We start from the raw sequence: 26,678 nt of genomic DNA, 5'->3' as shown, positions 1-26,678 counted from the left end.
GAGACCGCCCGTGGCGGAGCTGAACACCGAAGAAGAACAGCTAGAGGCCATCAAGCGCTGGTGGAAGGAAAACGGCACCTCGCTGATTGCCGGGGTGGTGATCGCCGCCGCCGGGATCTTCGGCTGGAAGGCCTGGCAAGGCTACCAGGCCAATCAGGCCGAAGCCGCTTCCGTGCGCTACCAGCAGTTGCTGACCCTGGCCAGCCAGCCAACGCTTGAAGACGCCGCCCTGACCCAGGCCCGCGAACAGGTGACCGCGCTCAACGACGAGCACGGCGGCAGCCTCTACGCCGATCTGGCCACGCTGATCGAGGCTCGCCTGGCGGTGGCCGACGGTGACCTGACCGGCGCCCGTGACGCCCTGGCCACGCTGATCGAGTCGACCGATCGCGACTATCTCAAGGACTTGGCGCGGCTGCGTCTGGCTCGCTTGCAGCTGGCCGACGACGAGGCCGATACCGCGCTTGCCACCCTCGACGCCATCACCAGTCAGGCCCTCGGCGCCCAGCGCCTGGAACTGCGTGGCGATGCTCAGCTAGCGCTCGGCAACCGGGAAAATGCCCGCGAGGCCTATCGCGAAGCCCTGGCCACCGCCGAATCCAGCGGTCAGCCGATGTTCGGCACACAGCTCAAGCTCGACAACCTCGGTGCAGAGGAAGCCACGCTATGAAATCGACGCTGTTGATCGCCCTGGCATCCCTTGGCCTGCTCGCCGGCTGTGCCGGTCAGGTCGAACCCGAAACGCCGCCCAAAGAGCTGACCAACTTCTCCGAGAGCGTGACGCTGGACGGTGTCTGGTCAGTGCAAGTCGGCGATGGCCTGGGCGAGGCACGCTATCCGATCAGCCCCTCCCTGGACGGTGACACCCTGTTCGCCGCCGATGCCGAAGGCGAACTGATGGCCATCAACGCCGAAAGCGGCGAACGGCGCTGGACGGTGGAGCTGGACAACCCGGTATCCAGCGGTCTGACGGCCGTGGCCGAGCGACTCTATCTGGGCACTCGCAACGGCGAAGTGCTGGCCATCGACCAGGCCGACGGCAAGGTGCTCTGGCGCTCGCGCGTACCCAGCGAAGTGCTGGCCGCCCCCCAGCCCAACCAGCGACTGCTCGTTGTACAGAGCGTCGATGGCAGCGTCACGGCGCTTGAGCGCGACAGCGGCGCTGAACAATGGGTCTATACCACCAGCGCCCCGGCCTTGACCCTGCGCGGCACCGGCACGCCGAGGGTCATCGAGCCGGTCACCTTCGCCGGCTTCGCCAACGGCCGCGTCGCCACCATCGACAACCGCAGCGGCCAGGCACTCTGGGAGCAGCGTATCGCCGTGCCCCAGGGCCGCAGCGAAGTGGACCGTCTGATCGACCTCGATGGCGAGCCGCTGCTGACCCGCGATGGCCGCCTCTATCTGACCAGCTATCACGGCCGCCTGGTGGCCATGGAAGCCCAGAGCGGCGAGACCCTTTGGGAGCGCGATATCTCGAGCTACCTGTCGCCGCTGCTGGTCGGCGATACCCTTTACGTCATCGACGACGCCAGCCACGTGCTGGCACTGGACGCCCTGTCCGGCCAAATCAAATGGCGCAGCAATGTCCTCGAAGGCCGCCAGCTGACGGCGCCTGCCTTTGCCGACGGCAAGCTGGTGCTCGGCGACTTCGAAGGCTATGTGCACCTGCTCGATGCCACCGACGGCCACTTGGCCGGTCGTGAGCACATCGATAGCTCGGGCATCAGCCTGCGCCCCCTCACTGACGGTCGGCGCATCCATGCGCTGGCCAACGACGGGCGCCTAGAGGCGCTGGAGATCCGCGAACTACCATGAATCCTGTCATCGCCCTGGTCGGCCGACCCAATGTCGGCAAGTCCACGCTCTTCAACCGCCTGACCCGTTCGCGGGACGCCCTGGTGGCCGACTTCCCGGGCCTTACCCGTGACCGCAAATACGGCAACGGGGCGCTCGGCGACAAGACCTATACGGTGATCGATACCGGCGGCATCAGCGGCGACGAGCAAGGCATCGACGCCGCCATGGCCGAACAGTCGCTGCTGGCCATCGACGAGGCCGACATCGTGCTGTTCATGGTCGACGGCCGGGCCGGCCTGAACGTCGCCGACGAGGCCATCGCCAACCACCTACGCGTCAATCAGAAGAAGACCTGGCTGGTGGTCAACAAGACCGACGGCCTGGATGAAGACACCGCCTCGGGTGACTTCTGGGGGCTGGGCATCGGCGACCCGCGCCCGATCGCCGCGGCCCACGGCCGCAACGTCACCGCGCTGATCGAGGAAGTGCTCGCGCCCTTCCCCGAGCGCGAGGCCAACGCCGCGCCGCCGGATCTCAGCAACGGAGTACGCATCGGCGTGATCGGCCGGCCCAACGTCGGCAAGTCGACCCTGGTCAATCGCCTGCTTGGCGAAGAGCGGGTCGTGGTCTTCGACGAAGCGGGCACGACCCGCGACGCCATCGAGATTCCCTTCGAGCGTCGCGGCAAACCCTATGTGCTGGTCGACACCGCCGGGGTTCGCCGGCGCAAGAATGTCACCCAGATCGCCGAGAAGTTCTCGATCATCAAGACGCTGGATGCCATCAAGGAATGCCATGTCGCGATCATGGTGCTCGATGCGCGCTCTGGCCTGGTCGAGCAGGACCTGCACCTGCTGGACTATGTGCTGAGTTCCGGGCGAGCCCTGGTGCTGGCGGTCAACAAGTGGGATGGCCTGGAGGCCGAGGCCAAGGAGAAGATGCGAGCCCAGATCAAGCGTCGCCTGGGCTTCGCCGACTACGCCGAGATGCACTTCATTTCGGCGCTGCACGGCACTGCGGTGGGCGATCTTTATCCGTCCATCGACCGTGCCTTTGCCTCCGCCAACAGCCACTGGTCGACCAATCGCCTGACCAACATCCTGCAGGATGCGGTCACCGAGCATCAGCCGCCGCTGGTCCATGGCCGCCGCATCAAGCTGCGCATGGCCCACCAGGGCGGCAGCAATCCGCCGATCATCGTCGTGCACGGCAACCAGACCGAGGCGCTGCCGGAAGCCTACAAGCGCTTCCTGACCAACACCTTCCGCAAGGTGCTCAAGGTGCGCGGCACGCCGATCCGCTTCGAGTTCCGCTCCGGCAAGAACCCGTATGACAACATGGCCGGCGCCGGCGACCGCGAGAAGGCCAAGAAGCGCGAGCTGGGCCGGACCAAGGAAGCCCGCAAGAACCGCCGCTAGGCGGGCCAACTAGCCGCAATTCATGCCTGGCGCATCACACAGCCCCTGTCGGACTCGCTCCGGCGGGGGCTGTGACTTTTAAAGCGCCTGGTGGTTTGCGTTAACGAAAGATGGTTTTACAGCGGCACCCGAGGCAGACAGTCGTTCAGGTTTCTGCCTGCAAGCGCCGATTGCCGACCCACTGGCAGGCAAACTGCCAGGCGATGCGTCCGCTGCGACCGCCGCGCAGGGTGGCGAAGCGCAGCGCCTCGGCGCGGGCCTCGGGCGACCAGCCATCAGCGGCGTCGAGATGCGCGACCCAGTGCTGGCAGGTCTCCAGGTAGGCGTCCTGGCTGAAGGGATGGAAGGCCAGCCAGAGGCCGAAGCGATCGGATAGCGAGATTCTCTCCTCGACGGCATCGCCGTGATGCAGCTCATCGTTCACCACCCGAGTCTCCTGATTGTCGCTCATGGATTCCGGCAGCAGATGGCGACGGTTGGAGGTAGCATAGAGCAGCACATTGTCGGGCGGGCCGGTGATCGCGCCGTCGAGCACGCTCTTCAGCGCCTTGTAGGCATCGTCATGCCCCTCGAAGGACAGATCGTCGCAATACACCACGAAACGATGCGGCTCATTGCGCAGCTGGGCCACCAGGCTAGGCAGCCCCGCCAGGTCGTGCCGGTCGACCTGCACCAGGCGCAGCCCTTCGGGGGCCAGGCCATTGAGCAGGGCCCGCACCAGCGACGACTTGCCGCTACCCCGGGCGCCCCACAGCAGGGCATGGTTGGCGGGATAGCCGCGCAGGAAGGCGCGGGTATTGTCGACCAGCGCGCGCTTCTGTCGCTCGATGCCCAGCAGGTCATCAAGGCCAAGCGCGTCCCGGGGCGGGACTGGCATCAATTGCCCACCCAGGGCATGACGCTGCCACAGGGCCGCAATGTCATGTTGCCAGTCGATCTCGACCGAGGCAGGCGGCAGCCACGGCTCCACCCGCTCCATCATTGCCAGTAGGCGCCGGGCTAGAGCATCCTCCATGCAATCTCTCCTTGGTTGCAAACGTCGCGGTTTTACCGCACAGGCGATCAGGGTATCTTGTGGCAAACTGTGATATGCCGTCCAGCGAACCTGCCGCTGTCGGCCCAAGGAGGATGTCAGAATGCGTTGGATACAAGGAATGGCCGTGGGTGCCCTGAGTCTGGCCCTGGCTGCCTGCTCGAGTTCACCCACCGGGCGTCAGCAGCTGACGCTGGTATCCGACCAGCAGCTCAACCAGATGGGCGCGCAAACCTTCGAGCAGTACCAGCAGAAACTGCCGACGGTGGGCGGGGCCACCCTGAACTACGTGCAGTGCGTGTCGAATGCCATCGTCGCCGAACTGCCGTCTTCGGACCTGGCGCCCCAGTGGCAGGTCAAGGTCTTCGATGATCCCTCGGCCAACGCCTTCGCCCTGCCCGGCGGCTATATCGGGGTGAACACCGGCCTGCTCGAGATCGCCAGCGACCAGGATCAGCTGGCCGCGGTGATCGGCCACGAGGTCTCTCACGTGCTGGCGCGTCACGCCAACGAACGCGTATCGACCCAACAGGCCACCCAGCTCGGCCTGTCGGTGATCCAGAGCGCCGCCGGTATCGAAGGGCCCCAGGGCGACACCATCATGGGCGCTCTCGGCGCCGGCGCTCAGTACGGCATCATACTGCCCTTCTCGCGCAGTCACGAAAGCGAGGCGGATAAGCTGGGCATTCAGCTGATGGCCGATGCCGGCTTCGACCCTCGTGCCAGCGTGACCCTGTGGGAGAAGATGAGCCAGGCAGGCGGCAGCCAGCCACCGGTATGGATGTCCACGCACCCCAGCAACAACCAGCGCATCGAGGGCCTCGAGGCCAGCATGAACGAGGCCCTGCCCCGCTTTGAACAGGCGCGCCAGTCCGGCAAGACGCCTAACTGTAGCCGTTCCTAGATGACCCGCCCGCACCTGATTCGCCTAGGCTTGGCCCTGCTGATCCTGCCGGTCGTCGTGCTGCTCGGGCTCTACTTTCTGGAACTCGGCGACGTGCGCAGCTGTATGCTCGACGGCGGCCACTGGGACTATCTGGACGGGGTCTGTCGCGATACGCCACAGCCCTTCGTGCCCTGGCTCGCCCGGGCGCCCTGGCTGGTGAATGGCGGCCTCGCGTTGTCGGTGCTGGGGCTTGGCATGGCCATGGTGGGGCTGTATATCAGAAAACGCTGAAAGCGCTACTTCCTGCGCCGAGGCGAACGGAGCGCCATCTGAGTGGCCCTATCTATGTAGCCCTATCTATGTAGCCCTATCTATGTGGCCCTGCCGCCTGCTCCATCAAAAAGCCCGCCGGTCTGATGACCGGCGGGCTTTTGCTTGATGGGCTGAAGCTAACGCTAGGGTCTGATGCTTAGCCCCGGGGCTTACATTTGCAAAGAACGCCGAAGCGAGGGAGTGAAGAAGGCCCCTAGCCGTTGGCGGCAAGCGCCTGGCGCAGCATCTCCCGCACCGGCGCGGTATCGGGACGACGCTGACGCCACTGATAGAAGGACTCGGCGGCCTGCTCGACGAGCATGCCCAGGCCATCCACCGGACGTGCGCCGCGCTCGGATGCCCAGGCGAGAAACACCGTCGGCGTGGCGCCATACATCATGTCGTAGGCGGTGGCGCCGGGGGCGAACAGGTCGTCGGGCAGCGGCGGCAGGTCGCCGCCAAGGCTTGCACTGGTGCCGTTGACCACCACATCGAAGGGCCCCGTCACGGCGTCGAAGCCACCGCCATGCAGGCGGCTCTGGTCGTCATTCAGCGCAGCAAAGTCCGTGGCCAGGCCGGCCGCCTTCTCGGCCGTGCGATTGGCGATCATCACCTCGGCGGGGCCTTCGGCCAGCAGCGGCTCAATCACCCCGCGCACCGCGCCGCCGGCGCCCAGCACCAGCACCCGGGCTCCAGCAAGGGTGACGCCGTGATGCTGGAGGTCTCGCACCAGGCCAATGCCGTCGGTGGTGTCGCCGAAGGTGCGGCCGTCCTTGCCGAGCACCAGGGTATTCACCGCTCCGGCACGCCGGGCCCGGGGAGTCAGCACCTCGCAGAGGCGAAAGGCCTCTTCCTTGAAGGGCACGGTGACGTTGGCACCGCGACCGCCCCCGGCGACGAAGTCTCGCCAGGCACCGGCGAAGTCGTCCCGGGGCGCCTCGATGGCAGTGTATTCCATGGTATCGGCGCTCTGGGCGGCGAACGCCGCGTGGATCTGCGGCGACTTGGAATGGCCGATAGGGTGGCCGAACACGCAGTAGCGATCGCTCATGCCTCGCCCTCCTCGGTTTTCTCGGTGGCCTCAGCTTTCTCAGCCTCGGCGAGCCAGTCCCGGGGCCGCAGGTAATCCTGGTACAGCACCTCTTCAGGGCTGTCGGGGTCCGGCGTCCAGCCGTAGTGCCAATGAACCGCCGGCGGCATCGACATCAGGATCGATTCGGTGCGCCCGCCGCTCTGCAGGCCGAACAGGGTGCCCCGATCCCAGACCAAGTTGAACTCCACGTAGCGACCACGCCGGTAGAGCTGGAAGTTACGCTCCCGCTCGCCATAATCGTCACCGCGGCGGCGCTTGACGATCGGCAGGTAGGCGTCGAGAAAGCTGTCGCCCACGGCTCGCTGGAAGGCGAAGCAGTCATCGAAGCCGCCCTCATTGAGGTCATCGAAGAAGAGCCCGCCCACGCCGCGAGTCTCATCGCGATGCTTCAAGTAGAAGTACTCATCGCACCAGGTCTTGTAGCGGGCATAGACGTCCTCACCGAAGGGCGCGCAGGCATCCCTGGCCACCCGATGCCAGTGCACCACGTCCTCGAACACCGGATAGAAGGGCGTCAGGTCGTAGCCGCCGCCGAACCACCAGACCGGCGCCTCGCCCTCTTTCTCGGCGATGAAGAAGCGCACATTGCCGTGGCTGGTCGGCACATGAGGGTTGGTCGGGTGCAACACCCAGGACACGCCGACCGCGTGGAAGCTGCGACCGGCGAGCTCGGGGCGCGCCGCGCTGGCCGAGGCAGGCAGTTCGGCGCCATAGACATGGGAGAAATTGACGCCGCCCTTCTCGAAGACGGCACCATTCTCGATCACCCGCGAACGACCGCCGCCACCGGAGGGGCGGTCCCAGGCGTCTTCACGAAAATCGGCGGCGCCGTCCTCGGCGGCAAGCCCAGCGCACAGGCGATCCTGCAAGTCGAGCAGGTAAGTCTTGACGGCATCGAGATGGGCGTGTGCCACACGGCCTCCATTCACAGCTTGAAAGTGGGGATAAGGGTCACCGAGGCAGCGCTCAAACCTTGAACGTCGCCGCCCGGCTTTCAGTCTCTCAGCACGCGACCGCTGACCAGGTCGCGGATGGTACTCGGCTTGGGATGATCGCCGAGTGGCCCTTCGAGCACCGCGGCGAGGCCATCGCCGAGGGTCTCGCGCACCGTTTCGGCGGTAAGCGCCGGTGGCTCGCCGGCGCGATTGGCCGAGGTCGAGACGATGGGGCCGCCATAGGCCTCGCAGAGCCTGGCCACCAGCGGATGATCGCTGACCCGCAGCGCCACGCTCTGGTGGCAGCCGCGCAGCAGGGAATGCGAGCGGCCATTGTCCGGCACCAGCCAGGTGTTGGGGCCGGGCCAGCTCACCACCAGCGGCGCATGCAGCTCGGCGGGCAGGCCATCGAGCCAGGGCGCGAGCTGGGAAATGTGGCCGGCGATCAGGATCAGCCCCTTGGCCGGATCGCGTTCCTTGAGGCGTAATAGTGCCGTCAACGCCCGCTCATTGTCGGGGTCACAGCCAAGGCCCCAGACCGCTTCGGTCGGGTAGGCAATCACGCCACCAGCGTCCAGGGCATCCACTGCGGCCTTCAGCGCGGCGTCGAGGGCGGGAGTATCGGTCATCGGCGATCCTCTGAATCGAAAACAACTGGGCAGCGAAAGAACGGGCATCGGGAGCGAACTGGCGCAAAGTTTAACATGTGCGCCACGCTCAAGGGGGCGCCGAGCGGCTAGAGCAGATGCCCGGACAGGCGAACCCAGCCGCCCACGGCCTGGGTGACCAGCCCTTCGATTTCAAGCTCCAGCAACCGCCGCTGACAGTATCCGACGTCCCTACCGGTGAGCTCGACCAGCACATCCAGCGGCGTGGGGCGCTCGCTCAACAGCTCGAGCAGCGGATCCTGGGAGCTAGCTCCGCTCCCCAAAGGGGCTTGGGTCACCTGGCTTGCGCGGGCAGGCGTCTCCGTCGAGCCGCTAGCCGATGCCCCGGCCCGGGGAGGCAACTCCTCGAGGATATCCTCGATGCCGGTTACCAGGGTCGCGCCCTGACGAATCAACCCCAGACAGCCCCGAGCCTGGGGATTGTGGATCGAACCCGGCAAGGCAAAGACCTCGCGGTTCTGCTCCATGGCAAGCCTGGCGCTGACCAACGAGCCGCTCTTTTCGGCGGCCTCGACCACTAGCACCCCGAGTGACAGCCCGGTGACGATGCGATTGCGGCGGGGAAAGAACGCCGGACGGGCTCGCGTTCCCGGCGGATGTTCCGAGAGCAGCAGCCCGCCCTCGCCCTGCAGGCGGCGATGCAGCGCCTCATGGCGCGGCGGATAGACCACATCGACTCCACACCCCAGCACCGCCACGCTCGCGCCGCCGGCATCCAGAGCCGCTCGCTGGGCGGCGCCGTCGATGCCCAGTGCCATGCCGCTGACGGTAGCATAGCCCTGGCCCGCCAGGTCGCGACCAAAGGCGGCGGCGCTCTCGAGCCCATCGCGAGTGGGCCGCCGAGAGCCGACAATGGCCAATGCCGGTGGCGTCAGGGCAGCAAGATCGCCGCAGGCCCACAGCACCACAGGAGGATCGGGCAGCTCATCCAGCAGTGAAGGCCAGCACGAATGGCCAGGATGCAGAAGGGCATGATGGGGCGAAGCGGCAAGCCAGCCATCCAGGGCGTCGATGGCTGGCGCCAGGGGACTGCGGCCGGGGTGATCGAGCCACAGCCTGAGCGCCGTAGCCGCGGGTTTCGGCAGCAGCGCCAGAAAGCCCACGGGCCAGCTCGCGTGACATTCCGGTACGCATTCGCGCAGGGTCTGAATGCGCCGAGGCCCCAGCCCCGGCAGCAGCGATAGTACTAGCCAATCCTTGGCCGTCATCACGCCGTCCTCTTGCATTGAAATAGCATCTATCGAGATAGCGTCAGCTAATTACTTGGAGAGTGTCAGCTCACGCCCCAGGGATGTCTGTCTTACCGCGATGAATACAGGTCCATCGAATCGGGGCTGTGCACGCGATCCCCGACCTCGAGGGTGCGGCTGGCTTGCATGACCAGGCCGTAGCTGACCCGGTCATAGCTGCGAAAGACCATCACCAGGCCGGCATCGACGCCCGGCAGGCGCACCGGCTCTTCGGTTCGGGGGTCGCGAACCAGCTCACCCTGCTGTTCGATGGCCAGCACATGGCCAGGCTGGACGCCATCCCGAGTGCCGGCGTCCAGTGCCACGACGTTCAGCCGGCCGATGAAACGAACGCCGCCCGGCACGGCGAGGATGCGTCCCTCGACCGCGCGTTCAGGTGGACGAGGCTGAAACTCCCCAGTCAACTCGAGCTGCTCGAGCGGCATCACCAGGTCGCCGTCGCGCACCTCCTGGCGGGAGCTGAGCAGCGCAAACTGGTTGAACTCGCCCTCACGTCGGGACAGGCGGCCTTCGCCGATGCTGATCAACTCCTGGCCGAGAAAGGCGCCCTGGGCATCGCGATAGACCTCGCCGGGCCGATAAATGCCGTAGCGAGCATCGCGCCTCAGGTCGCCGCGCACGAACACGCTATCGCCGGCACCGCTGATCAGCCGCTTGTCGCCGCTGGCGACCACATAGGGCTGCTCGTTCAGATTGACCGAGGCATCGACGATGCGATGCCGGGTCAGAAAGTTCTCGACCACCTCAAGGGGGAGTGGCGGGATGGCCTCACGCCGCGGGATGCGCTTTATCTCGGGCGACAGCCTGACCACGTTCTGGCCGCGTTCGAGCCCCAGGCAAGGGCGGCCGTCACAGTCGCGAATGACGATCACGTCACCCGGATAGATCAGGTGCGGGTTGGCGATCTGCGGATTGACTCGCCAGACCTGAGGCCACTGCCAGGGGTGGTTCAAGAAGCGTCCGGAAATGTCCCAGAGGGTATCGCCGCGAACCACGGTGTAGCGCTGGGGGGCATCGTCGCGCAGCATTCGTTCCTGAGCATGCGCAAGGCCCGCCGCGAGCAGCCCCAAGACCAGCACCACAACGACCCCCGACCATCTGGCGGCGGCAAGCGGCTTAACATCTGGGTCATGGCCACGCCCCATGCCGATGGCATTGCCCAGTCCCTCGAGGATTCGTCTGGACTGCCGCCGTGCTTGCGTCATTTCGTGCTCCCTCACCCTCGGCGCGCGGCCAGGCATCTGGTTAAAAGTCGTTGCCGCCATCAGTGTATCCCTGGCGCTGCGCCTCGGCCACGCCCAACGGCGCGCCACAGCACAGTCGAAAACCCTAGCGTCCCCAGCATACACACCCGGCGTTCGTGAACGGGCTTCGTGCACTCAGTGAGGCGGCCAGCGAAGCGCCTATCATAGAGTTGCCACTGGGCTGCCACATAGTTGCGTACTATCGTGACCATAAGATGGATAGCGGTTCCGTTCGCCGGGTCCGGCCACTACAATACGATTAATCTCTCAGAATTTTACCCACGGTGATTTCAACGTCATGGCCAAGTTACCCATCCTCGAGTTCCCGGACGAGCGCCTGCGCACTCAGGCGGTGGCGGTAGACGCCGTCGATGACGACATCCGTCAACTGGTCGACGACATGCTGGAGACCATGTACGACGCCCAAGGCATCGGTCTGGCGGCAAGCCAGGTCGACGTGCACAAGCGGGTGATCGTGATGGACGTCAGCGAGAACCGTAACGCCCCCTTGGTGCTGATCAACCCCGAGTACACGCCGATCGGCGATGAGCGCGAGCCAATGCAGGAAGGTTGCCTGTCGATCCCCGAGTACTATGCCGAGGTGCCGCGTGCACTACGCGTCCACCTGAAGGCGACCGATCGCGACGGCAACCCCTACGAGCTCGAAGCCGACGGTTTGCTGGCTCACTGCATTCAGCACGAATACGACCACCTGGAAGGTCGGCTGTTCGTCGATTACCTGTCACCGCTCAAGCGTGACCGGGTAATGAAGAAAATGCAGAAGCGCCACCGTCAGATGCAGCCCGCCTGAACGCCAGCCCTTACGGACGCAGGCCAGGTTCTGGCCTGCAGAAGGCCGGCCCCGTCACCCTGACGCGGCCGGCCTTCGTCGTTGTCGGCGGCGGTACGCTATGCTGTCGCCCACTCTGATCGTTTTTGACCCAGCAAGGCCTTTCATGACCCGACCCCTGCGTGTGATCTTCGCCGGCACTCCCGATTTCGCCGCGGCAAGCCTCGATGCTCTGCTCTCAAGCGAGCATCAGGTGGTGGCCGTCTATACCCAGCCCGACCGCCCCGCCGGGCGCGGCCGCAAGCTGACCCCGAGCCCCGTCAAGGCGCGAGCGCTGGAACACGGCCTGCCGGTCTACCAGCCCGCCTCGCTCAAAGACGCCGATGCCCAGGCCGAACTGGCCGCCATCGACGCCGACATCATGGTGGTGGTGGCCTACGGGCTGCTGCTGCCTCAGGCGGTGCTCGACATCCCGCCGATGGGCTGTCTGAATATCCATGCCTCGCTGCTGCCGCGCTGGCGGGGTGCCGCCCCGATCCAGCGCGCCATCGAGGCCGGTGATTCGCAAAGCGGCGTGACCATCATGCAGATGGATGCCGGGCTCGATACCGGCGCCATGCTGCTCGAGCGGCGCCTGCCGCTGGATGCCAGCATCACCGGCGGCGACCTGCATGACCGGCTGGCGGCACTCGGCGGCGAAGCGATCGTCACGGCGCTGGATGCCCTCACCGGCCCCGGCCTGACCGCCACACCACAGCCCCAAGACGGCGTGACCTACGCCGCCAAGCTCTCCAAGGCTGAAGGTGAGGTCGATTTCACCGCGCCGGCGGCGGCGCTGGCCGCCAAGGTCCGCGCCTTCAACCCCTGGCCAGTGGCCTGGACGCGCCTCGCCGGCGAACCGCTCCGGCTGTGGCTGGCCGAGCCCGGTCAGACGCAAGCCGATGACCCTGACGCCGCCCCCGGCACCCTCTTACCCGCTGCTGCCGACGCCCTGCGCGTGGCCTGCGGGGCAGACGGCAAGGAAGTGCTGAAAGTCACCCGCGCCCAGTTACCCGGCGGCAAGCCGCTGGCCGCTCGTGACCTGCTCAACGCTCGCGGCGAGCGTTTCGCGACGGGCACTCAGCTTGGTGGCAATAACCAGGAGACCTCTTCATGAGTCAGGCCAAGGACAAACGCCGCCAGAATGCCAACGGTGGCAAGCGCCGCCCCGGCAAGGGCCAGCGACAGGCATCCGCAGACGCCCAGGGCGGCCAGGGGCTGCGCGCCGAAGCGGCTCGCGCGCTGGTGCCGATCCTCAATGCCAAGGGATCACTTGCCGGTCTCGACGACAGCCGTGTGGCGCCCCGCGACCGGGCGCTGCTGCGCGAGATCTGCTATGGCGTCTGCCGCACCCTGCCTCGCCTCGAGGCGCTGGCCGGCGTGCTGTTGAGAAGTCCCTTCAAGGCGCGCGACACCGATATCCAGGCGCTGCTGCTGGTGGGCATCTATCAGCTGCTCTACCTGCGCATCCCGGCCCACGCCGCCGTCGGCGAAACCGCCGGCGCCGCCCGCCTGCTCAACAAGGCCTGGGCGACCCGCGTACTCAATGGCTGCCTGCGCCGGCTGCAGCGCGAGGCCAGCGAAATGCAGGCCAAGGTCGACCGTGACCCGGCGGTCGCCTTGCTGCATCCTGTCTGGTGGCTCAAGGCGCTGCGCCAGGCGTGGCCGAACGACTGGCGCGAGATCGCCATCGCCAACAACCAGCCAGGGCCGATGACGCTGCGGGTCAACCGGCGCCGTTCCAGCCAGGAAGCCTACCTGGAGCGCCTGCGCGAAGCCGATATCGACGCCCGGCCCTGCCAGCATGCCCCGGATGGCCTGACCCTAGAGGCGCCCTGCGACGTCAGCGCGCTGCCCGGTTTCGCCGAGGGCGAAGTGAGCGTTCAGGACGAGGCCGCCCAGCTCGCCGTGGAGCTGCTCGGCCCAGCCCTGGCGCCTCGTCCGGGGGCTCGGGTACTGGACGCCTGCTGTGCGCCCGGCGGCAAGACCGCTCACCTGCTCGAAGCCTTCGATATCTCGCTGCGCGCCCTGGACAGCAGCGCCGAGCGCCTGCAGCGCGTCGAGGCCACCCTGGAGCGCCTCGGCCTCTCGGCCCAGGTCAGCGCCGCCGATGCCAGCCAGCAGGACTGGTGGGATGGCGTTCCCTTCGAGGCCATCCTGCTCGATGCCCCCTGCTCGGGCAGCGGCGTGATCCGCCGTCACCCCGACATCAAGCAGTTGCGCCGACCCGAGGATATCCCTCAACTGGCCGCCCTGCAGGCGAAGCTGCTCGACAACCTGTGGCAGACCCTGGCCCCCGGCGGCACCCTGGTGTACGCCACCTGCTCGGTGCTACCCGAGGAGAATGCCGAGCAGATCGCCGCCTTCCTCGAACGCACGCCGGATGCCGTGGCCAGCACGCCAGAGGACCTGGCCTGGGGACGCGTCGCGGGCGCCGGACGTCAGTTGCTGCCGCGCGAGCACGGCCACGACGGCTTCTTCTATGCGCGGCTGACCCGCCAGGCGTAGGCCGCGACACGGGCCGAGCATGGATCGAGCACAGATAGAGACGGGCACCGCTGAACCAGCGCCCGGCAAGGCCGAAGGGAGGAGACAGCGCTCAGGCGCTCCTGCCTTCGGCTTGCGGACGGGCCCGCCTTGATGCCTATACTGGCGGCAGAGCCTCGGCGTCAGCCGGGGCCTTTTCCACGGCAAAGGAGTGACCCATGTCCCACGTCTACAAGCATATCGAGCTGACCGGTTCATCCACCGTAAGCATCGAAGATGCGGTGAACCAGGCCCTCGAACGCGCCAGCCAAAGCGTGCACGGCATGCGCTGGCTCGAAGTGGTCGATACCCGCGGCCATATCGAAGACGGCCGTGTCGCCCACTGGCAGGTCACCGTCAAGGTCGGCTTCACGCTCGAATAAGCCGCCCGACACCCCGAGTCGATGGCGAATAGACCACTGTGCCGCCGCCGGAGCAGTTCTGACCCGGCGGCGGCAAGCCGCTCACCGAGGTCATCCCGCCTCACCCTGTCGCCCGCCCGGCGAGTGGTTTATGCTAGCCACCGCCTGCCGACGCCCCTCTCAGGCCGTCGGCCCATTAGCCTGCGGACATTTTCATGAAGATCATCATTCTAGGTGCAGGCCAGGTCGGCGGTACCCTGGCCGAACATCTGGCCCATGAAGAAAACGATATTACCGTGGTCGATACCGACGGCGAGCGCCTGCGCGAGCTGCATAGCCGTCTGGATATTCGCACGGTATCGGGCGCTGCCTCTTATCCGATGGTGCTGCGCCAAGCGGGCTGTGAAGACGCCGACATGCTGATCGCCGTGACCAATTCGGACGAAGTCAACATGATCGCCTGTCAGGTGGCGCACACCCTGTTTCGCACCCCGACCAAGATCGCGCGGGTGCGGGCAACGGCCTATCTGACACGCAAGGGCCTGTTCGCCCACGATGCCGTACCCATCGACGTGCTGATCAGCCCCGAGCAGGTCGTCACCGACCATATCCGCCGGCTGATCGATTATCCCGGCGCCCTGCAGGTGCTGGAATTTGCCAACGGCATCGTGCAGCTGGTCGCGGTCAAGGCGTTCTACGGCGGCCCGCTGGTCGGCCAGGAGATCGGCTTTTTGCGTCGCCACATGCCCAAGGTGGATACCCGGGTGGCGGCCATCTATCGCCGCAACCGCCCGATCATTCCGCGCGGCGACACCGTCATCGAAGCCGATGACGAGGTGTTCTTCATTGCCGCCCGCCGCGACATCCGCTCGGTGATGAGCGAGCTGCGCCGGCTGGACCGTGACTTCCGCCGGGTGGTGATCGCCGGGGGCGGCCATATCGGCGAGCGTCTGGCCGAAACCCTGGAGCACAGCCACCAGGTCAAGATCATCGAGCATAGCCTCGAGCGCTGCACCACCCTGTCCGAGCGTCTCGATCGCACCGTGGTGCTGCACGGCAGCGCCACCAGCAAGCGGCTGCTGCTAGAAGAAAACATCGAGGACTGCGATATCTTCTGCGCACTGACCAACGACGATGAGGTCAATATCATGTCGTCGATGCTGGCCAAGCGGCTAGGCGCCAAGAAGGTACTGACCCTGATCAACAACGCCGCCTATGTCGACCTGGTGCAGGGCGGCGAGATCGATATCGCCATCTCGCCCCAGCAGGCCACCATTGGCGGCCTGCTGACCCACGTGCGCCGCGGTGATATCGTCAACGTCCACTCGCTGCGCCGGGGGGCCGCCGAGGCCATCGAGGCCATCGCCCACGGCGACGCCCATTCTTCGAAGGTGGTGGGCAAGACCATCGACCATATCGACCTGCCAAGCGGCACCACCATTGGCGCCATCGTGCGCGGCAAGGAAGTGCTGATCGCCCACGACGACGTGGTCGTGGAATCCGGCGACCACGTGATCCTGTTCGTGATCGACAAGCGCCGCATTCGTGACGTGGAGCGTTTGTTCCAGGTCGGCCTGACCTTCTTCTGATAGGGATGGCCCCGTGCAAGCCACCGCCAGCTCACTGCCAATGACTCACTGCCAATGACTCGCTACCCATGACAAGGACGGTCACGCCATGAGCCTGCGCATGATCCTGCGCATTCTAGGGCTGCTGCTGATGCTCTTCAGCCTGACCCTGCTACCCCCGATCCTGATCTCGCTGCTCTACGCCGACGGCGTCTGGAGCAGCTTTGTCATCGCCATGGTCATCACCGTGGCCACCGGTGCGCTGCTGTACTGGCCCAACCGCAACGCCCGCAAGGAGCTGCGCACCCGCGACGGCTTCTTGATCGCGGCGCTGTTCTGGACCGTACTCGGCCTCTTCGGTGCGCTTCCGCTGATGCTGGACGGCGCTCAGGCGCTCTCGCCGACCGACGCGGTCTTCGAGTCATTCTCGGGGCTGACGACCACCGGCGCCACCGTGATCACCGGCATCGACTTTCTGCCCGAGGGCATCCGCTACTATCGCCAGCAGCTGCAGTGGCTCGGCGGCATGGGGATCGTGGTCCTGGCGGTCGCCATTCTGCCGACGTTGGGCATCGGCGGCATGCAGCTTTACCGCACCGAGATTCCGGGGCCGCTGAAGGACTCCAAGCTGACTCCCCGCATCACCGAGACCGCCAAGGCCCTCTGGTACATCTACGCCACCCTGACCCTGACCTGCTTTGCCGCCTATTGGCTGGCTGGCATGAACTGGTTCGATGCCCTGGGCCACAGTTTTTCCACGGTGGCGATAGGCGGTTTCTCGACCTATGACACCAGCATCGGTCATTTCGATAGCGCCTTGATCGAGATGATCTGCATCCTGTTCATGATCGTCTCGGCGATGAGCTATAGCCTGCACTTCGCCGCCTGGCGCGAAAAGCGCCTGAGCCAGTACCTGGCCGACCCCGAAGCCCGCTTTCTGCTGCTGTTCCTGCTGGCCCTGACCGTGATCACGGTGGTCTCGCTATGGCTGACCGGCACCTACACCGATCTCCTCGGCCTGCGCCACGGCCTCTTCGAGGCCGTCTCAATCGCCACCACCGCAGGCTTCGGCGTCGCCGACTTCTCCGTCTGGCCAGGCGCCCTGCCCTTTTTGCTGTTCGTCGCCGCCTTCGTCGGCGGCTGCAGTGGCTCCACCGGGGGCGGCATCAAGGTCATCCGCATCATCCTGATCCTGAAACAGGGCATGCGTGAGGTCTTAAGGCTGATCCACCCCAATGCGGTGATCGCGGTAAAAATCGGCAAGGTCAGCGTCCCGGACAGCATCGCCCAGGCCGTATGGGGCTTCTTCTCGGTCTATGTGCTGCTGTTCTTCTTGATGCTGATCGGCGTGATGGCCACCGGTCTCGATCAGATCACGGCCTGGTCCGCGGTGGCGGCCACCATCAACAACCTGGGCCCTGGGCTGGGTGAGGTGGCAAGCCACTACGGCGACATGCCGGACGCCGCCAAATGGATTCTGGTGGTAGCGATGCTGCTCGGCCGCCTGGAAATCTTCACCGTGCTGGTGCTCTTCACACCGGCCTTCTGGCGCCGCTAGCTGGGCCGACCGCCCTGCGGGGCGGGTTTGGCCTGGCCGCCGGCATCGTGGATAATCTTCTCTCCTAACCGTCTAGCGAGCGTCCATGACCGAATCTCAGGACATCACCACTGCCGAGCCTCAGGCAACAGGCCAGGGCCCACGCCGGGTGATCGTACGCGGCGATACCCGCTACACCCTGCTTGGCACCGCCCATGTCTCCGCCGAAAGCGCCAACGAAGTCCGTGAGCTGATCCGCTCCGGCGAGTTCGACGCCGTGGCGATCGAGCTGTGCGCGTCGCGCCACCAGAGCCTGGTCGAGCCCGATGCCCTGGCCAATCAGGACCTGTTTCAGATCTTCCGCCAGGGCAAGGCCGGCATGGTCGCCGCCAGTCTGGCACTAGGCGCCTTCCAGCAGCGTGTCGCCGAGCAGTCGGGCATCGAGCCCGGCGCCGAGATGCGTGCGGCCCTGGAGGAAACCGACGCCGCCAGCCTGCCGCTGCTGCTGATCGATCGCGAGGTGGGGGTGACGCTCAAGCGCATCTACGCCAACGTGCCCTGGTGGCAGCGCTTCGGGCTGTTTTCGGGGCTGCTGGGCAGCGTGGTGTCGCGTCAGGAAGTCTCTGCCGCCGACATCGAACGCCTCAAGGAAGGCGACGTTCTGGAATCGACCTTCAACGAGTTCGCCGAACAGTCCGAGAGCCTCTATGCGCCGCTGATTCGTGAGCGCGACCGCTACATGGCGCTGCGTCTCGAAGAGCAGGCGCCTACGCATTACCGCAACGTGCTGGTGATCATCGGCGCCGGCCACCTCAAGGGCATGGCCGAGCACCTCGAAGGAGAGCTGCCGGCCGCTCCGCGGGCCGAGCGCGAGACTCTGGAACACACCCCGGCGCGCTCGAAAATCTGGAAGCTGCTGCCCTGGGCCATCACGCTGCTGGTGCTGACCGGCTTCGCGGTGGGCTTCTCCAAGGACACAGGGCTTGGTTGGCAGTTGGTCGGCGAGTGGTTCCTGATCAACGGCATTCTCTCTGGGCTGGGTGCCGCCATCGCGCTGGGCCACCCCGTCACGGTGATCGCCACCTTCTTTGCCGCCCCCTTGACCTCGCTCAACCCGACCATCGGCGCCGGCTTCGTCGCGGCCGGGGTCGAGCTCGCCATGCGCAAGCCCAAGGTGCGCGACTTCTCGAACCTGCGCCATGATGTCGCCAGCCCTAAAGGCTGGTGGAAGAACCGGGTTTCCCGCACCCTGCTGGTGTTTCTGCTCTCCACGCTGGGCTCCGCCGCCGGCACCTGGATCGCCGGTCTGCGCATCGCCGGGCAGCTCATGAGCTGATTCACACGGCTTGTCTTTTCCATAGCCCTTGTCTCACGGCTTCTTGCCGCAAGGGCTATTGCCGCCGCAACGGCTTCTGCCCCCCTACGACGAGAATGCTACGCCTTGTTACAGTGCCCAGCCGAGGCGCTGACCTTAGGCATTGCTAACCTCGAACCCCTCAGCATATCGACCGGCACTCGCTGTAATGTCTCGCGCCTGCCGCTTGTCATGCGTGTATTATCCTGTCGACACTCCCAAAATTGTTGCTTAATGTAATTTTTCAGCAAGCACCAGAATCTTTTGTTCCCCCTCAAGAAACCGCTTATATGCGATAACACCGCTCAAGCCCGCAGCCAATACGGCCGATACAATAACAAAAAGAAACACTGACGCCTCGAGAGCATCAGGCGATAGAAAACATGGAAGACAGGTTCCCCGAGGGCAGTTGTCATGCCAAGCATTTAACGCGATAGCTGCGCACCGCCATAAGGCCTGACGTGATGCCATACAAGCTCTACGAGCCTCAATACCGCTACTCTCTTCCGCGCTGGCGCTTCATGTACTGGCTGCTTTGCGACGGAGGTCTGCCCGAAAGCATCCAAAAGCGATTGCTGTCGGGCCCCAGTATCCAGTCCGCTGCCATGTGGTCGGGCACCCTCACCACCCTGGCGATGACAGGCATCGCCCTATACCGGGCCCCCGACCCGTGGTTTTGGCTCTGGTTCGTGGTAAATCTCGGGCTCTCGGCCTATCGCGCTTGGCTTCACTCCCGCGCCAAACACCAATGGCGCCACAAGAGTGGCGTTACGCCTACCGACCAGATCTATCTGGCCAGCCTAATGTGGAGCTTGTCGACCGGCCTGGGGACTGCGCTATGTCTGCTCAGTGGCGATGCCGTGCTACAGGTACTGGCTATCCCTTCCATGGTTGCCATGGCCACGGCCACGGCGAGCTTTTCTCATGGCACACCGCGCTATGCCGTGCTGCAGATCCTGCTGCTGGACCTACCGTTGAAGCTGGCCGTTCCCTTCCAGCCCGAGCCCTGGTTCTGGATATTCGTGGTGCAGGCCCCGTTCTTCTGGGGAGCCCTGTACCTGATGGTGCATGCACTCAACGACACCTCAACGCAGGCGCTACTCGGCGAATACCAAAGCCGCCGCATGGCACGCCTGGACCCACTGACCGAATTGCTGAATCGCGATGCTTGGTTTCGTGAGGCACTGGCGATTCGAAGTGCGGGCCGTGAAGCCCTCCCGGTCAGCCTGCTCTACGCAGACCTCGACGGCTTCAAGGGCATCAACGATACCTACGGGCATCAAGCGGGCGATGACTTGCTGCGCTATATCGCCAATGAAATGAGGCACGCACTGCGCCATGAGGACATCCTGTCGCGCTGGGGCGGAGATGAATTCCTGATCCTGCTGCCAGGCGCCAACCCCGAGACCAGCCGCTTGATCGCTCAGCGGATGATCGATGCCATCGGCACGCTCCGCCCGCAATATCCGGACCTAGGGCTCAGCGTCGGTATCGTTCAATGCGACAACTGGCGCGGCACCGACCGAGAGCGACTCGAGGCGCTGATCGCACAGGCGGACCACGCCCTCTACCAAGCCAAACAGAACGGCAAGGGGTGTTTCCAGGAAATCAGCGCCTAGGTTTCGTACGTAAAGTCAGCGAGCGAAGGCAAGACAAGGCAAAAATTGGCGAAAAAGCGGAGTTTACGTGGTGTAAATGAGCATTTTGAGCCAATTTTTAACGCCGTATTGTCGAGCGCAGGTAGTTTTCGTACCAAGCCTAGGTACGACGTGCCAGCAGCCTCTCCATGGCCGGCGTCGGCCCCGGCAGGCGACTATGCCGCCGGCTGGCGCCGTAGCTGTCGTTGAAGGCGTCGAAGTAATCATCCAACACCTGGCCCGCGTCGCCATCGCCGGCCTGACGCAGAAGCTCTGCGGCCACCTCTGCGGTGCATAGATGCGCCTTGGAGGCAGGTTTGCGCAGCCGATAGCGGGTCTCGCGTTCGGTGGCAAGCGGCAACACCGGCAAGCCATCCAGGTAGGAGCTGCGGCGGAAGATGCGGCGCGCCTGGCGCCAGGTGCCATCGAGGATGATGAACACCGGAATCCTGGCTCCATTGCCCACGGCGGGGTCTATGGCGTCGTGCACCGCCTGCATGCCCACCACCCGGTCGGCGTAGTCCGGCTGGTCGTCAGGGAAGATCACGAAGGGGGCGAAACGCTCATCGGCCAGCAGCTCGAGCAGCTGTTCGTCCGGTGCCGTGCGATACCAGGTGAAGACCTCGGTGCTCGGCAGCACGTCGGCAATCAGCCGCCCGGTGTTGGTCGGCTTCAGGTGCTCGAGCGGATGGGTAATCAACCAGAAGCGCGCCAGGCTCTCGGCTTCCACCCGATAGGGGCAAAGACAGTTCAGCGCCGGCAAACGGCAGGTATCACAGCGTTTCACGGTGCTGCCGCGGGCCTTGAATGGCTTGCTCGGCGGGCGAGATGCATCGGCAGAAGGCGCCTGAGACGCCCCGGGCGCGTCAGAACCGGTGGCCGAGGGGCCTTTGACGTCGCCAGTGGACGGGCCGGCGGTTTCTCCCGCCGGCTCGGTAGTGTCATTCATGGTGTAATCGGGCTCGAGCGTGGTCGCTGGGTAGGCCGCGCATTCTAGCATGCGCGGCCTACCCTGGCCCCGCCCCGCCTGTTACGACGCTGTAGCCGGCGTGTGTTGCCCCACCGGGCGGCGCTTCCAATAGCCGGCCAGTATGGAGCCAGATACGTTGTGCCATACCGAGAACAGCGCACCGGGAAGCGCCGCGCTTGCCGAGAAGAACTGGCTGGCCAGGGCCACCGCGAGGCCGGAATTCTGCATGCCCACCTCGATGGCCACGGTGCGGGCGATTCGCTCCTCGAAGCCAGCCAGCCGCGCCAGACCATAGCCACCGGCCAGGCCGATGCCGTTGTGCAGCACCACCGCCAGCGCTACCAGCGGCCCAAGCGTCAGCAGGCGGTCGGCGTTAAGCCCCACCACGATGGCGATGATCAAGACGATAGCGGCCATGGCAAGCGTCGCCAGCATGGGCTCGACCCGGCGGACCCGGTCGCCAAGCAGGTGGTGAACCACCACACCCAGGGCGATCGGGGCGATGACCAACTGGGCGATGCTCATGAACATGCCCGCCACCGGCACGGCGATGCTCTCACCGACCAGCAGCCAGGTCAGCAGCGGCGTAGCCGCCACCGAGACCAGGGTGGAAGCCAGCGTCATCGACACCGACAGCGCCACATGGCCACCGGCCAACCAGGCCATCACGTTGGAGGCCGTGCCGCCGGCGGTAGCGCCGACCAGCACCATGCCGGTGGTCAGGGCCGGGTCGAGGCCCAGCAGTTTCGAGACCAGCAGCGCTGCCAGCGGCATCAGCGTGAACTGCAGCACGATGCCCACCGCCACCGGCTTCGGGGCGCGCAACACGCCGAGAAAATCCTGGCGCGACAGGGTCAGGCCCATGGCAAACATGATCAGCGCCAGCAGCAGCTTGATCTGGCCGGCAAGTCCGGTAAACCAGTCCGGCTGCCAGGCGGCGCACAAGGCAAAGAGGATCGCCCAGACGGGAAAGAGGCGATTGAGACGTTCGAAGGCGTGCATGAGGTGTCCTAAGCGTTACGTGATGAGAAAAAGCCAGGCAAATGCCCGGCCGTCAGGCCGTTAAGACGGCTCTTGATATCCCGGCCGAGATGCACTCTTCGGCATCGACAGCGAAGCGGGACGCCCATCATGCCGTATGCGCGCTAATGAATGAAGGCGCGCCCCGGCATTCGGGACGCGCCTTCATCGTGGGCCTTGGAAAATGGCCTAGCCTAGAGCACCGCTTACTCGCCAGCGGCAGCCGCCGGATCATGGCTGTAATTCACCGGCAGCCACTCATAGCCCTCGCCGTCGGCACGCAAATGGCCGATGCCAGGGAAGGACAGATGCGCGCCGGCCACCCAGTCGCCTTCATCGGCGACGGTGGCGAATATCGCCTTGCGTTCCTCGCGGGCCTGTTCGGGGGTACTGTCGAAATCGATGGTGACGTCCGGGTGCGGGAACTGCACCGCGGCGGCATGCATGGTGTCGCCCCACAGCACCAGGGTCTCGCCGTTGCTCTCGACGCGATAGGTGCTGTGCCCCGGCGTATGGCCCGGATGTTCCTCGGCATAGATACCCGGCGCGAGCTCGGTATCGCCCTCGAAGGCCTCGAAGGCGCCCGCTTCGATGTAGGGGTTAATGGAGGCCATCGCGCCCTGGAAGAAGCCCTTCTGGCCTTCCGGTGCGGCTTCGAGCTGGGCCGGGTCGAGCCAGAAGTCGACATCGTCCTGGTCGGCATGCAGGGTCGCGTTGGGGAACATCCGCGACTCGCCATCCATCAGCCCACCCACGTGGTCCGGGTGCATATGGGTCAGGTAAATCTCATCGACCTGCTCGGGCCGGTAGCCGGCCGCTTCAAGGCTTGATCCCAACTTGCCAAGCGACGGCCCGAACAGCGTGCCGGCCCCGGTGTCCACCAGCACCAGCTTGTCGCCGGTGTTGATCAGGTAGGCGTTGACCGAGGTTTCGACCGGCACGTTCAGGTAGGCGTCCTCGAATATTGCCTTGGCCTCGTCGGCGGGCATGTGCAGCAATTCGTGCATCGGCAAATTGACGGTGCCGTCGCTTAGCGCCGTGACCTCGAAATCGCCGAGCATCATGCGGTAGTAACCGGGATTGGGGCCATCGGCCATATCGCCGGCGGCGACAGCCGGCGCACTGGCGGCCAGACCCAGCACGGTCGCGGTGGCCAGCGGCAAGGTGGTGCGCGTCAGAAAAGCGGTCATGGCAATCTCCTGTTCGAGTGTTGGTCGGTGACGAACAACTTGGACATAAAGCTAGCGGACAAATAAATATTGTACAAGGTGAAGCCAAAACCCTCTGCGCACGCCATGGCGGCTAAAGGCCACGGCCCTTTCAGCCGTTATCGCTGCTCGGTGCGAGCCCAGTGGCGAGCAGATCGTCGGGGACTTCGAGCCGGCCGGTAGCCTTCCAATGCTCAACCAACTTAGGCACGCCCTGCCCGGCCGGCAAGGCGAGACGGCCGACACCGGGCGGCGCCAGTTGGTGAGCGTCGGGGTCGATGACGACCGCATCGGCGTCCAGGGGTACCTGTTCGAGCAGCAGTGCCGCCGGCATTACCGCAAGCGAGGTGCCCACCACCAGCAACAGGTCCGCCTCGGCGACGATGTCACAGGCATCCGCATAGCGCGGCACCGACTCGCCGAACCAGACCACGTCCGGGCGTAGCTGGCTGCCCTTGTCGCAGAGATCGCCCATTCGGATGCCACCTTGGCGCAGCGGATAGCGCAGCCGCTCATCCACCGAAGAGCGCGCCATCAGGATCTCGCCATGCAGGTGCAGCACATCGGAAGAACCGGCCCGCTCATGCAGGTCATCGATGTTCTGGGTGACGATGCTGACCCGAGTGCCGACCTGTTCCAGCTCGGCCAGCGCCCGATGGGCCGCATTGGGCTCAGCGCGGCGCACCTGCTCACGGCGCTCGTTATAGAAGCGCAGCACCCGTTCCGGGTCACGAGCGAAGCCCTCAGGCGTGGCCACCGCCTCGATGGGATGCTCCTCCCAGAGGCCATCGGTTGCCCGAAAGGTACGAATGCCGCTCTCCGCGCTCATGCCCGCGCCGGTCAGCACCACCAGGTGGGGCACACGTTGTTCTTCCATTCATTACCTCTAGCCGCTCGGCCGCCAGCTCCTCACTTTTAAGAAACCCGCGACCGACTGTGCATATGTTTTGCCTATCGCTGACGCTATCACTCCCTCCCCAGCGCGGCCAGACAGCGCACCGCCCGGTGGTATACCGCCTGGCAAACTGCACGAGCAGTGATCTTGCCGGAGAATCAGCACCCTGCGGTTAAGCCGGTCCATAAATGATCCACTTCGAGCCAGCCAACACCTGGAATCATCGATTGATTGAGGTTGGGCGGGGCAGGGCCGAGGAAGAGAGTACGACTATACACCGGCCTCCGAGGGGAGGCCGGGACCGCAGGGAAAACCGCTGTCGGTCAGAAGCGGACGTTCAGCAGAGCTGATATAACGCCCAATAAACGGCGCGAGCTTGCGAGCGTCCGGCGACCGAAGGGAGCGAATTTGATGGATTGGTTATGCATCCAGCTTTAGCTCCAGCCTCGATATCTCCCGTATTTTTCTAATCGCGTCCGTTGTGTCTGACGAAATTCTAGTAAAATGATCTTCCCAATCCTCATGCTCGTCAGTCCGACTTAACGACCTCTTAAGCTCTTCAACCGCAGACGCTACTCGACTATCTAGGTAGATAGATTTCAACTCAATATGATCGAATATTTCAGATAATGCTCTATCATACCTCGTTTTCAGGGCCTGAGATTCTGCAACGGTTTCCGGATCCTGTTGCTTTTCTTCATACTCCTTCTTGTCCCTTTCCCATGCTTTTACGTTTCCGATATCTTCATGCGGGTAAAACCCGAAGTAAGGATGGCGGTGATTTATATACTCCCATTCTTCAAAATCTGTGACTTGGTGGCTTACGTACTTTTCAATATCATGAAGCAGGCAAAGTATCGTTTCATATGACTCCTGCTTCTTAACCCACACTTGCTGCCTGATCCAGAAGTTTTCCGAAAACGTTGACTCAATCTCTTTGACTATTCTAGTATTATCACGGAGCTGGTTCTTCAACTCATGAAAATCTTCTGAGTTAGCTCTATTCTTTGCTTTTTGCACGAGGTATGCGGCGAGAAAAGCACCTGCCCAGCTAAGGACGATGACTCCTGTATAGCTAAGGATATGTGGCCTACTTGCTTCTCTGAATGCGGCAGCCATGGCCTCAATTTCTTCTATGGATAGCATTGACCCTCAACACTCCCGGTATGCATAACGCTTGCAGCATGCGCGCCCGCGGAATCGAGCCGAAGGCGCAATGTAGTGGGCATCGCCGTAACTGGCCTTGTTAGCCATTTTCCCCTCATAGCAGCTTAGCCAACATCTTCAACAAGTACCGCCGCAGCAATTTTCTTGGCAATATCTTCAACTGAGTCGTGCTGGGTAGTAAAGCCTGCCAAGTCGGGCAGTATTCCGCTGTACTGCTTAACATCATCGAATGTTACATTGTGTAAGACAGGAATAAGCGTACTCTTATTTAACAGTGCACCAAGTTCCCTTTCAGTCCAAAACCTACCTGTCAAATAGGCAGGGGTGAGGACTGTAATACCTGAACGCGCCTTCCTCAGTCCCGCATCCATTTGTAGTGATTGGCTGCGACCTGGAATAATTGCTACCTCATCAAACCATACAGCCACGCCCAAACTTTCAAGCTCATCTCGAAGCTGTGAGGCAATTTCAGCACCATCAATTCGAGCATAGCTTAGGAAAGAGTCATATTCGCGCGGGTCTAGTGAGGCAACTGCTTCATGTACTTTATCTGCAAGTTGGCGCTCTGGCTCGGAGTATCTAACCGGGCTTGAGGCGGTCCGTAATTGCCTATTTAAGTCAGCTATAACCTTTCGATTATGAGCATCTGCTTTTTGATTTTGCTGTCGCACGCTCCTATTGTGATCGGAAACCACTTTCCGATTATGTGCATCAACCTTTCGGTTGTGGTCATCAATGATTTTCTTATTGGCACGATTGACTCGATCAACCTCACGTTTGACCTGCTGCTGAGCTTTTCGTTGTGCCTCTCGTATTTTTCGATTTAGCTCATTAGAGTTGAATTTTGCCATAGTAAAAGCTTCCGTGTAGAGATCTATAATATCTGGCTAACTGTTCAGCATTTCTTCGCCGTGCGGAGCATGGCGTATAAATGCCTGTTGGACTAAGCCGCCCATCAGGCTGCTA

At 64.0% G+C, this 26,678-nt stretch carries 25 protein-coding genes; 13 read left to right on the top strand and 12 right to left on the bottom strand.

The window, feature by feature from the left end; genetic code table 11:
- Positions 1-10 precede the first annotated feature (10 nt).
- From HUS66_RS07985 to der, 3 genes are read left to right on the top strand one after another with little or no spacing between them, the layout of a single operon-like run.
- Complete coding sequence (locus HUS66_RS07985) at positions 11-670, top strand: YfgM family protein (protein ID WP_175070391.1); 660 nt, start codon at positions 11-13, stop codon at positions 668-670.
- Complete coding sequence (bamB, locus tag HUS66_RS07980) at positions 667-1,818, top strand: outer membrane protein assembly factor BamB (protein ID WP_175070390.1); 1,152 nt, start codon at positions 667-669, stop codon at positions 1,816-1,818. Before HUS66_RS07985 ends, bamB begins: the two co-directional genes overlap by 4 nt.
- A complete protein-coding gene (gene der, locus HUS66_RS07975) occupies positions 1,815-3,218 on the top strand; it encodes a ribosome biogenesis GTPase Der (RefSeq protein ID WP_175070389.1) in 1,404 nt (467 codons plus the stop codon). Before bamB ends, der begins: the two co-directional genes overlap by 4 nt.
- Before the next feature lie 145 nt (positions 3,219-3,363).
- Here der and HUS66_RS07970 read toward each other — a convergent pair whose 3' ends face one another.
- On the bottom strand, positions 3,364-4,233 hold the full coding sequence (locus HUS66_RS07970; RefSeq protein WP_175070388.1) for an ATP-binding protein: 870 nt from the start codon (positions 4,231-4,233) through the stop codon (positions 3,364-3,366).
- Positions 4,234-4,354: 121 nt separating this feature from the next.
- Here HUS66_RS07970 and HUS66_RS07965 point away from each other — a divergent pair, with 121 nt between their 5' ends.
- Both HUS66_RS07965 and HUS66_RS07960 read left to right on the top strand, forming a co-directional pair.
- A complete protein-coding gene (locus HUS66_RS07965; protein WP_175070387.1) occupies positions 4,355-5,155 on the top strand; it encodes a M48 family metallopeptidase in 801 nt (266 codons plus the stop codon).
- Positions 5,156-5,428 carry a hypothetical protein gene (locus tag HUS66_RS07960; RefSeq protein ID WP_340162752.1) on the top strand — a complete coding sequence of 91 codons (273 nt, stop codon included), beginning with the start codon at positions 5,156-5,158 and terminating at the stop codon, positions 5,426-5,428.
- Positions 5,429-5,663: 235 nt separating this feature from the next.
- Here HUS66_RS07960 and aroE read toward each other — a convergent pair whose 3' ends face one another.
- From aroE to HUS66_RS07935, 5 genes are all read right to left on the bottom strand, one after another.
- Positions 5,664-6,500 carry a shikimate dehydrogenase gene (gene aroE / locus HUS66_RS07955; protein ID WP_175070386.1) on the bottom strand — a complete coding sequence of 279 codons (837 nt, stop codon included), beginning with the start codon at positions 6,498-6,500 and terminating at the stop codon, positions 5,664-5,666.
- Positions 6,497-7,456: an oxygen-dependent coproporphyrinogen oxidase gene (gene hemF / locus HUS66_RS07950; protein ID WP_175070385.1), complete on the bottom strand. Its 960-nt coding sequence runs from the start codon at positions 7,454-7,456 to the stop codon at positions 6,497-6,499. Before hemF ends, aroE begins: the two co-directional genes overlap by 4 nt.
- 80 nt (positions 7,457-7,536) lie before the next feature.
- Positions 7,537-8,106, bottom strand: a complete 570-nt coding sequence (locus tag HUS66_RS07945) for an L-threonylcarbamoyladenylate synthase (RefSeq protein WP_175070384.1) — start codon at positions 8,104-8,106, stop codon at positions 7,537-7,539.
- Positions 8,107-8,213: 107 nt separating this feature from the next.
- Complete coding sequence (gene dprA, locus HUS66_RS07940) at positions 8,214-9,353, bottom strand: DNA-processing protein DprA (RefSeq protein ID WP_175070383.1); 1,140 nt, start codon at positions 9,351-9,353, stop codon at positions 8,214-8,216.
- Positions 9,354-9,445: 92 nt separating this feature from the next.
- Positions 9,446-10,540 (bottom strand): LysM peptidoglycan-binding domain-containing protein, encoded by a 1,095-nt coding sequence (locus HUS66_RS07935; RefSeq protein ID WP_175070546.1) that lies wholly within the window; start codon positions 10,538-10,540, stop codon positions 9,446-9,448.
- 397 nt (positions 10,541-10,937) lie between these two features.
- Here HUS66_RS07935 and def point away from each other — a divergent pair, with 397 nt between their 5' ends.
- The 8 genes from def to HUS66_RS07895 all read left to right on the top strand — a co-directional run bounded on the left by def (position 10,938) and on the right by HUS66_RS07895 (position 20,434).
- Positions 10,938-11,450 (top strand): peptide deformylase, encoded by a 513-nt coding sequence (gene def, locus HUS66_RS07930; RefSeq protein WP_092525846.1) that lies wholly within the window; start codon positions 10,938-10,940, stop codon positions 11,448-11,450.
- Positions 11,451-11,595: 145 nt separating this feature from the next.
- Positions 11,596-12,585, top strand: coding sequence for a methionyl-tRNA formyltransferase (gene fmt, locus HUS66_RS07925; RefSeq protein WP_175070382.1), 990 nt, complete (start codon positions 11,596-11,598; stop codon positions 12,583-12,585).
- Positions 12,582-13,976 carry a 16S rRNA (cytosine(967)-C(5))-methyltransferase RsmB gene (gene rsmB, locus HUS66_RS07920; protein WP_175070381.1) on the top strand — a complete coding sequence of 465 codons (1,395 nt, stop codon included), beginning with the start codon at positions 12,582-12,584 and terminating at the stop codon, positions 13,974-13,976. The genes fmt and rsmB overlap by 4 nt, the downstream gene beginning before the upstream one ends.
- Before the next feature lie 197 nt (positions 13,977-14,173).
- On the top strand, positions 14,174-14,377 hold the full coding sequence (locus HUS66_RS07915; RefSeq protein WP_092525849.1) for a dodecin: 204 nt from the start codon (positions 14,174-14,176) through the stop codon (positions 14,375-14,377).
- A gap of 194 nt (positions 14,378-14,571) precedes the next feature.
- Positions 14,572-15,945: a Trk system potassium transporter TrkA gene (gene trkA / locus HUS66_RS07910; RefSeq protein WP_092525850.1), complete on the top strand. Its 1,374-nt coding sequence runs from the start codon at positions 14,572-14,574 to the stop codon at positions 15,943-15,945.
- Between the two features lie 88 nt (positions 15,946-16,033).
- Positions 16,034-17,482, top strand: a complete 1,449-nt coding sequence (locus HUS66_RS07905) for a TrkH family potassium uptake protein (RefSeq protein ID WP_175070380.1) — start codon at positions 16,034-16,036, stop codon at positions 17,480-17,482.
- 85 nt (positions 17,483-17,567) lie between these two features.
- Entirely contained in the window at positions 17,568-18,797 is a 1,230-nt protein-coding gene (locus HUS66_RS07900; RefSeq protein WP_092525852.1) for a TraB/GumN family protein, read from the top strand.
- Between the two features lie 482 nt (positions 18,798-19,279).
- Positions 19,280-20,434: a GGDEF domain-containing protein gene (locus tag HUS66_RS07895; protein WP_217487959.1), complete on the top strand. Its 1,155-nt coding sequence runs from the start codon at positions 19,280-19,282 to the stop codon at positions 20,432-20,434.
- A 139-nt stretch (positions 20,435-20,573) separates the two neighbouring features.
- Here HUS66_RS07895 and HUS66_RS07890 read toward each other — a convergent pair whose 3' ends face one another.
- The 6 genes from HUS66_RS07890 to HUS66_RS07865 form a co-directional block, all read right to left on the bottom strand.
- Entirely contained in the window at positions 20,574-21,452 is an 879-nt protein-coding gene (locus HUS66_RS07890; RefSeq protein WP_254628748.1) for a tRNA-uridine aminocarboxypropyltransferase, read from the bottom strand.
- A 30-nt stretch (positions 21,453-21,482) separates the two neighbouring features.
- On the bottom strand, positions 21,483-22,424 hold the full coding sequence (locus HUS66_RS07885; RefSeq protein WP_175070378.1) for a bile acid:sodium symporter family protein: 942 nt from the start codon (positions 22,422-22,424) through the stop codon (positions 21,483-21,485).
- Between the two features lie 224 nt (positions 22,425-22,648).
- Positions 22,649-23,632, bottom strand: a complete 984-nt coding sequence (locus HUS66_RS07880) for an MBL fold metallo-hydrolase (protein ID WP_175070377.1) — start codon at positions 23,630-23,632, stop codon at positions 22,649-22,651.
- Between the two features lie 130 nt (positions 23,633-23,762).
- Positions 23,763-24,527 (bottom strand): SIR2 family NAD-dependent protein deacylase, encoded by a 765-nt coding sequence (locus HUS66_RS07875; protein WP_175070376.1) that lies wholly within the window; start codon positions 24,525-24,527, stop codon positions 23,763-23,765.
- Between the two features lie 438 nt (positions 24,528-24,965).
- Positions 24,966-25,691, bottom strand: coding sequence for a hypothetical protein (locus HUS66_RS07870; RefSeq protein WP_175070375.1), 726 nt, complete (start codon positions 25,689-25,691; stop codon positions 24,966-24,968).
- A gap of 125 nt (positions 25,692-25,816) precedes the next feature.
- The gene (locus HUS66_RS07865; RefSeq protein ID WP_175070374.1) at positions 25,817-26,563 is read right to left on the bottom strand and encodes a toll/interleukin-1 receptor domain-containing protein; all 747 of its coding nucleotides are present in this window, start codon (positions 26,561-26,563) and stop codon (positions 25,817-25,819) included.
- Positions 26,564-26,678: the final 115 nt, after the last annotated feature.

The sequence above is a fragment of the Onishia taeanensis genome (genome assembly GCF_013349955.1).
In the GTDB taxonomy this organism is placed as follows: Bacteria; Pseudomonadota; Gammaproteobacteria; order Pseudomonadales; family Halomonadaceae; genus Onishia; species Onishia taeanensis_B.
The sequence above is the reverse complement of the archived record's forward strand: the minus strand, read 5'-3'. Positions and strand labels throughout refer to the sequence as shown.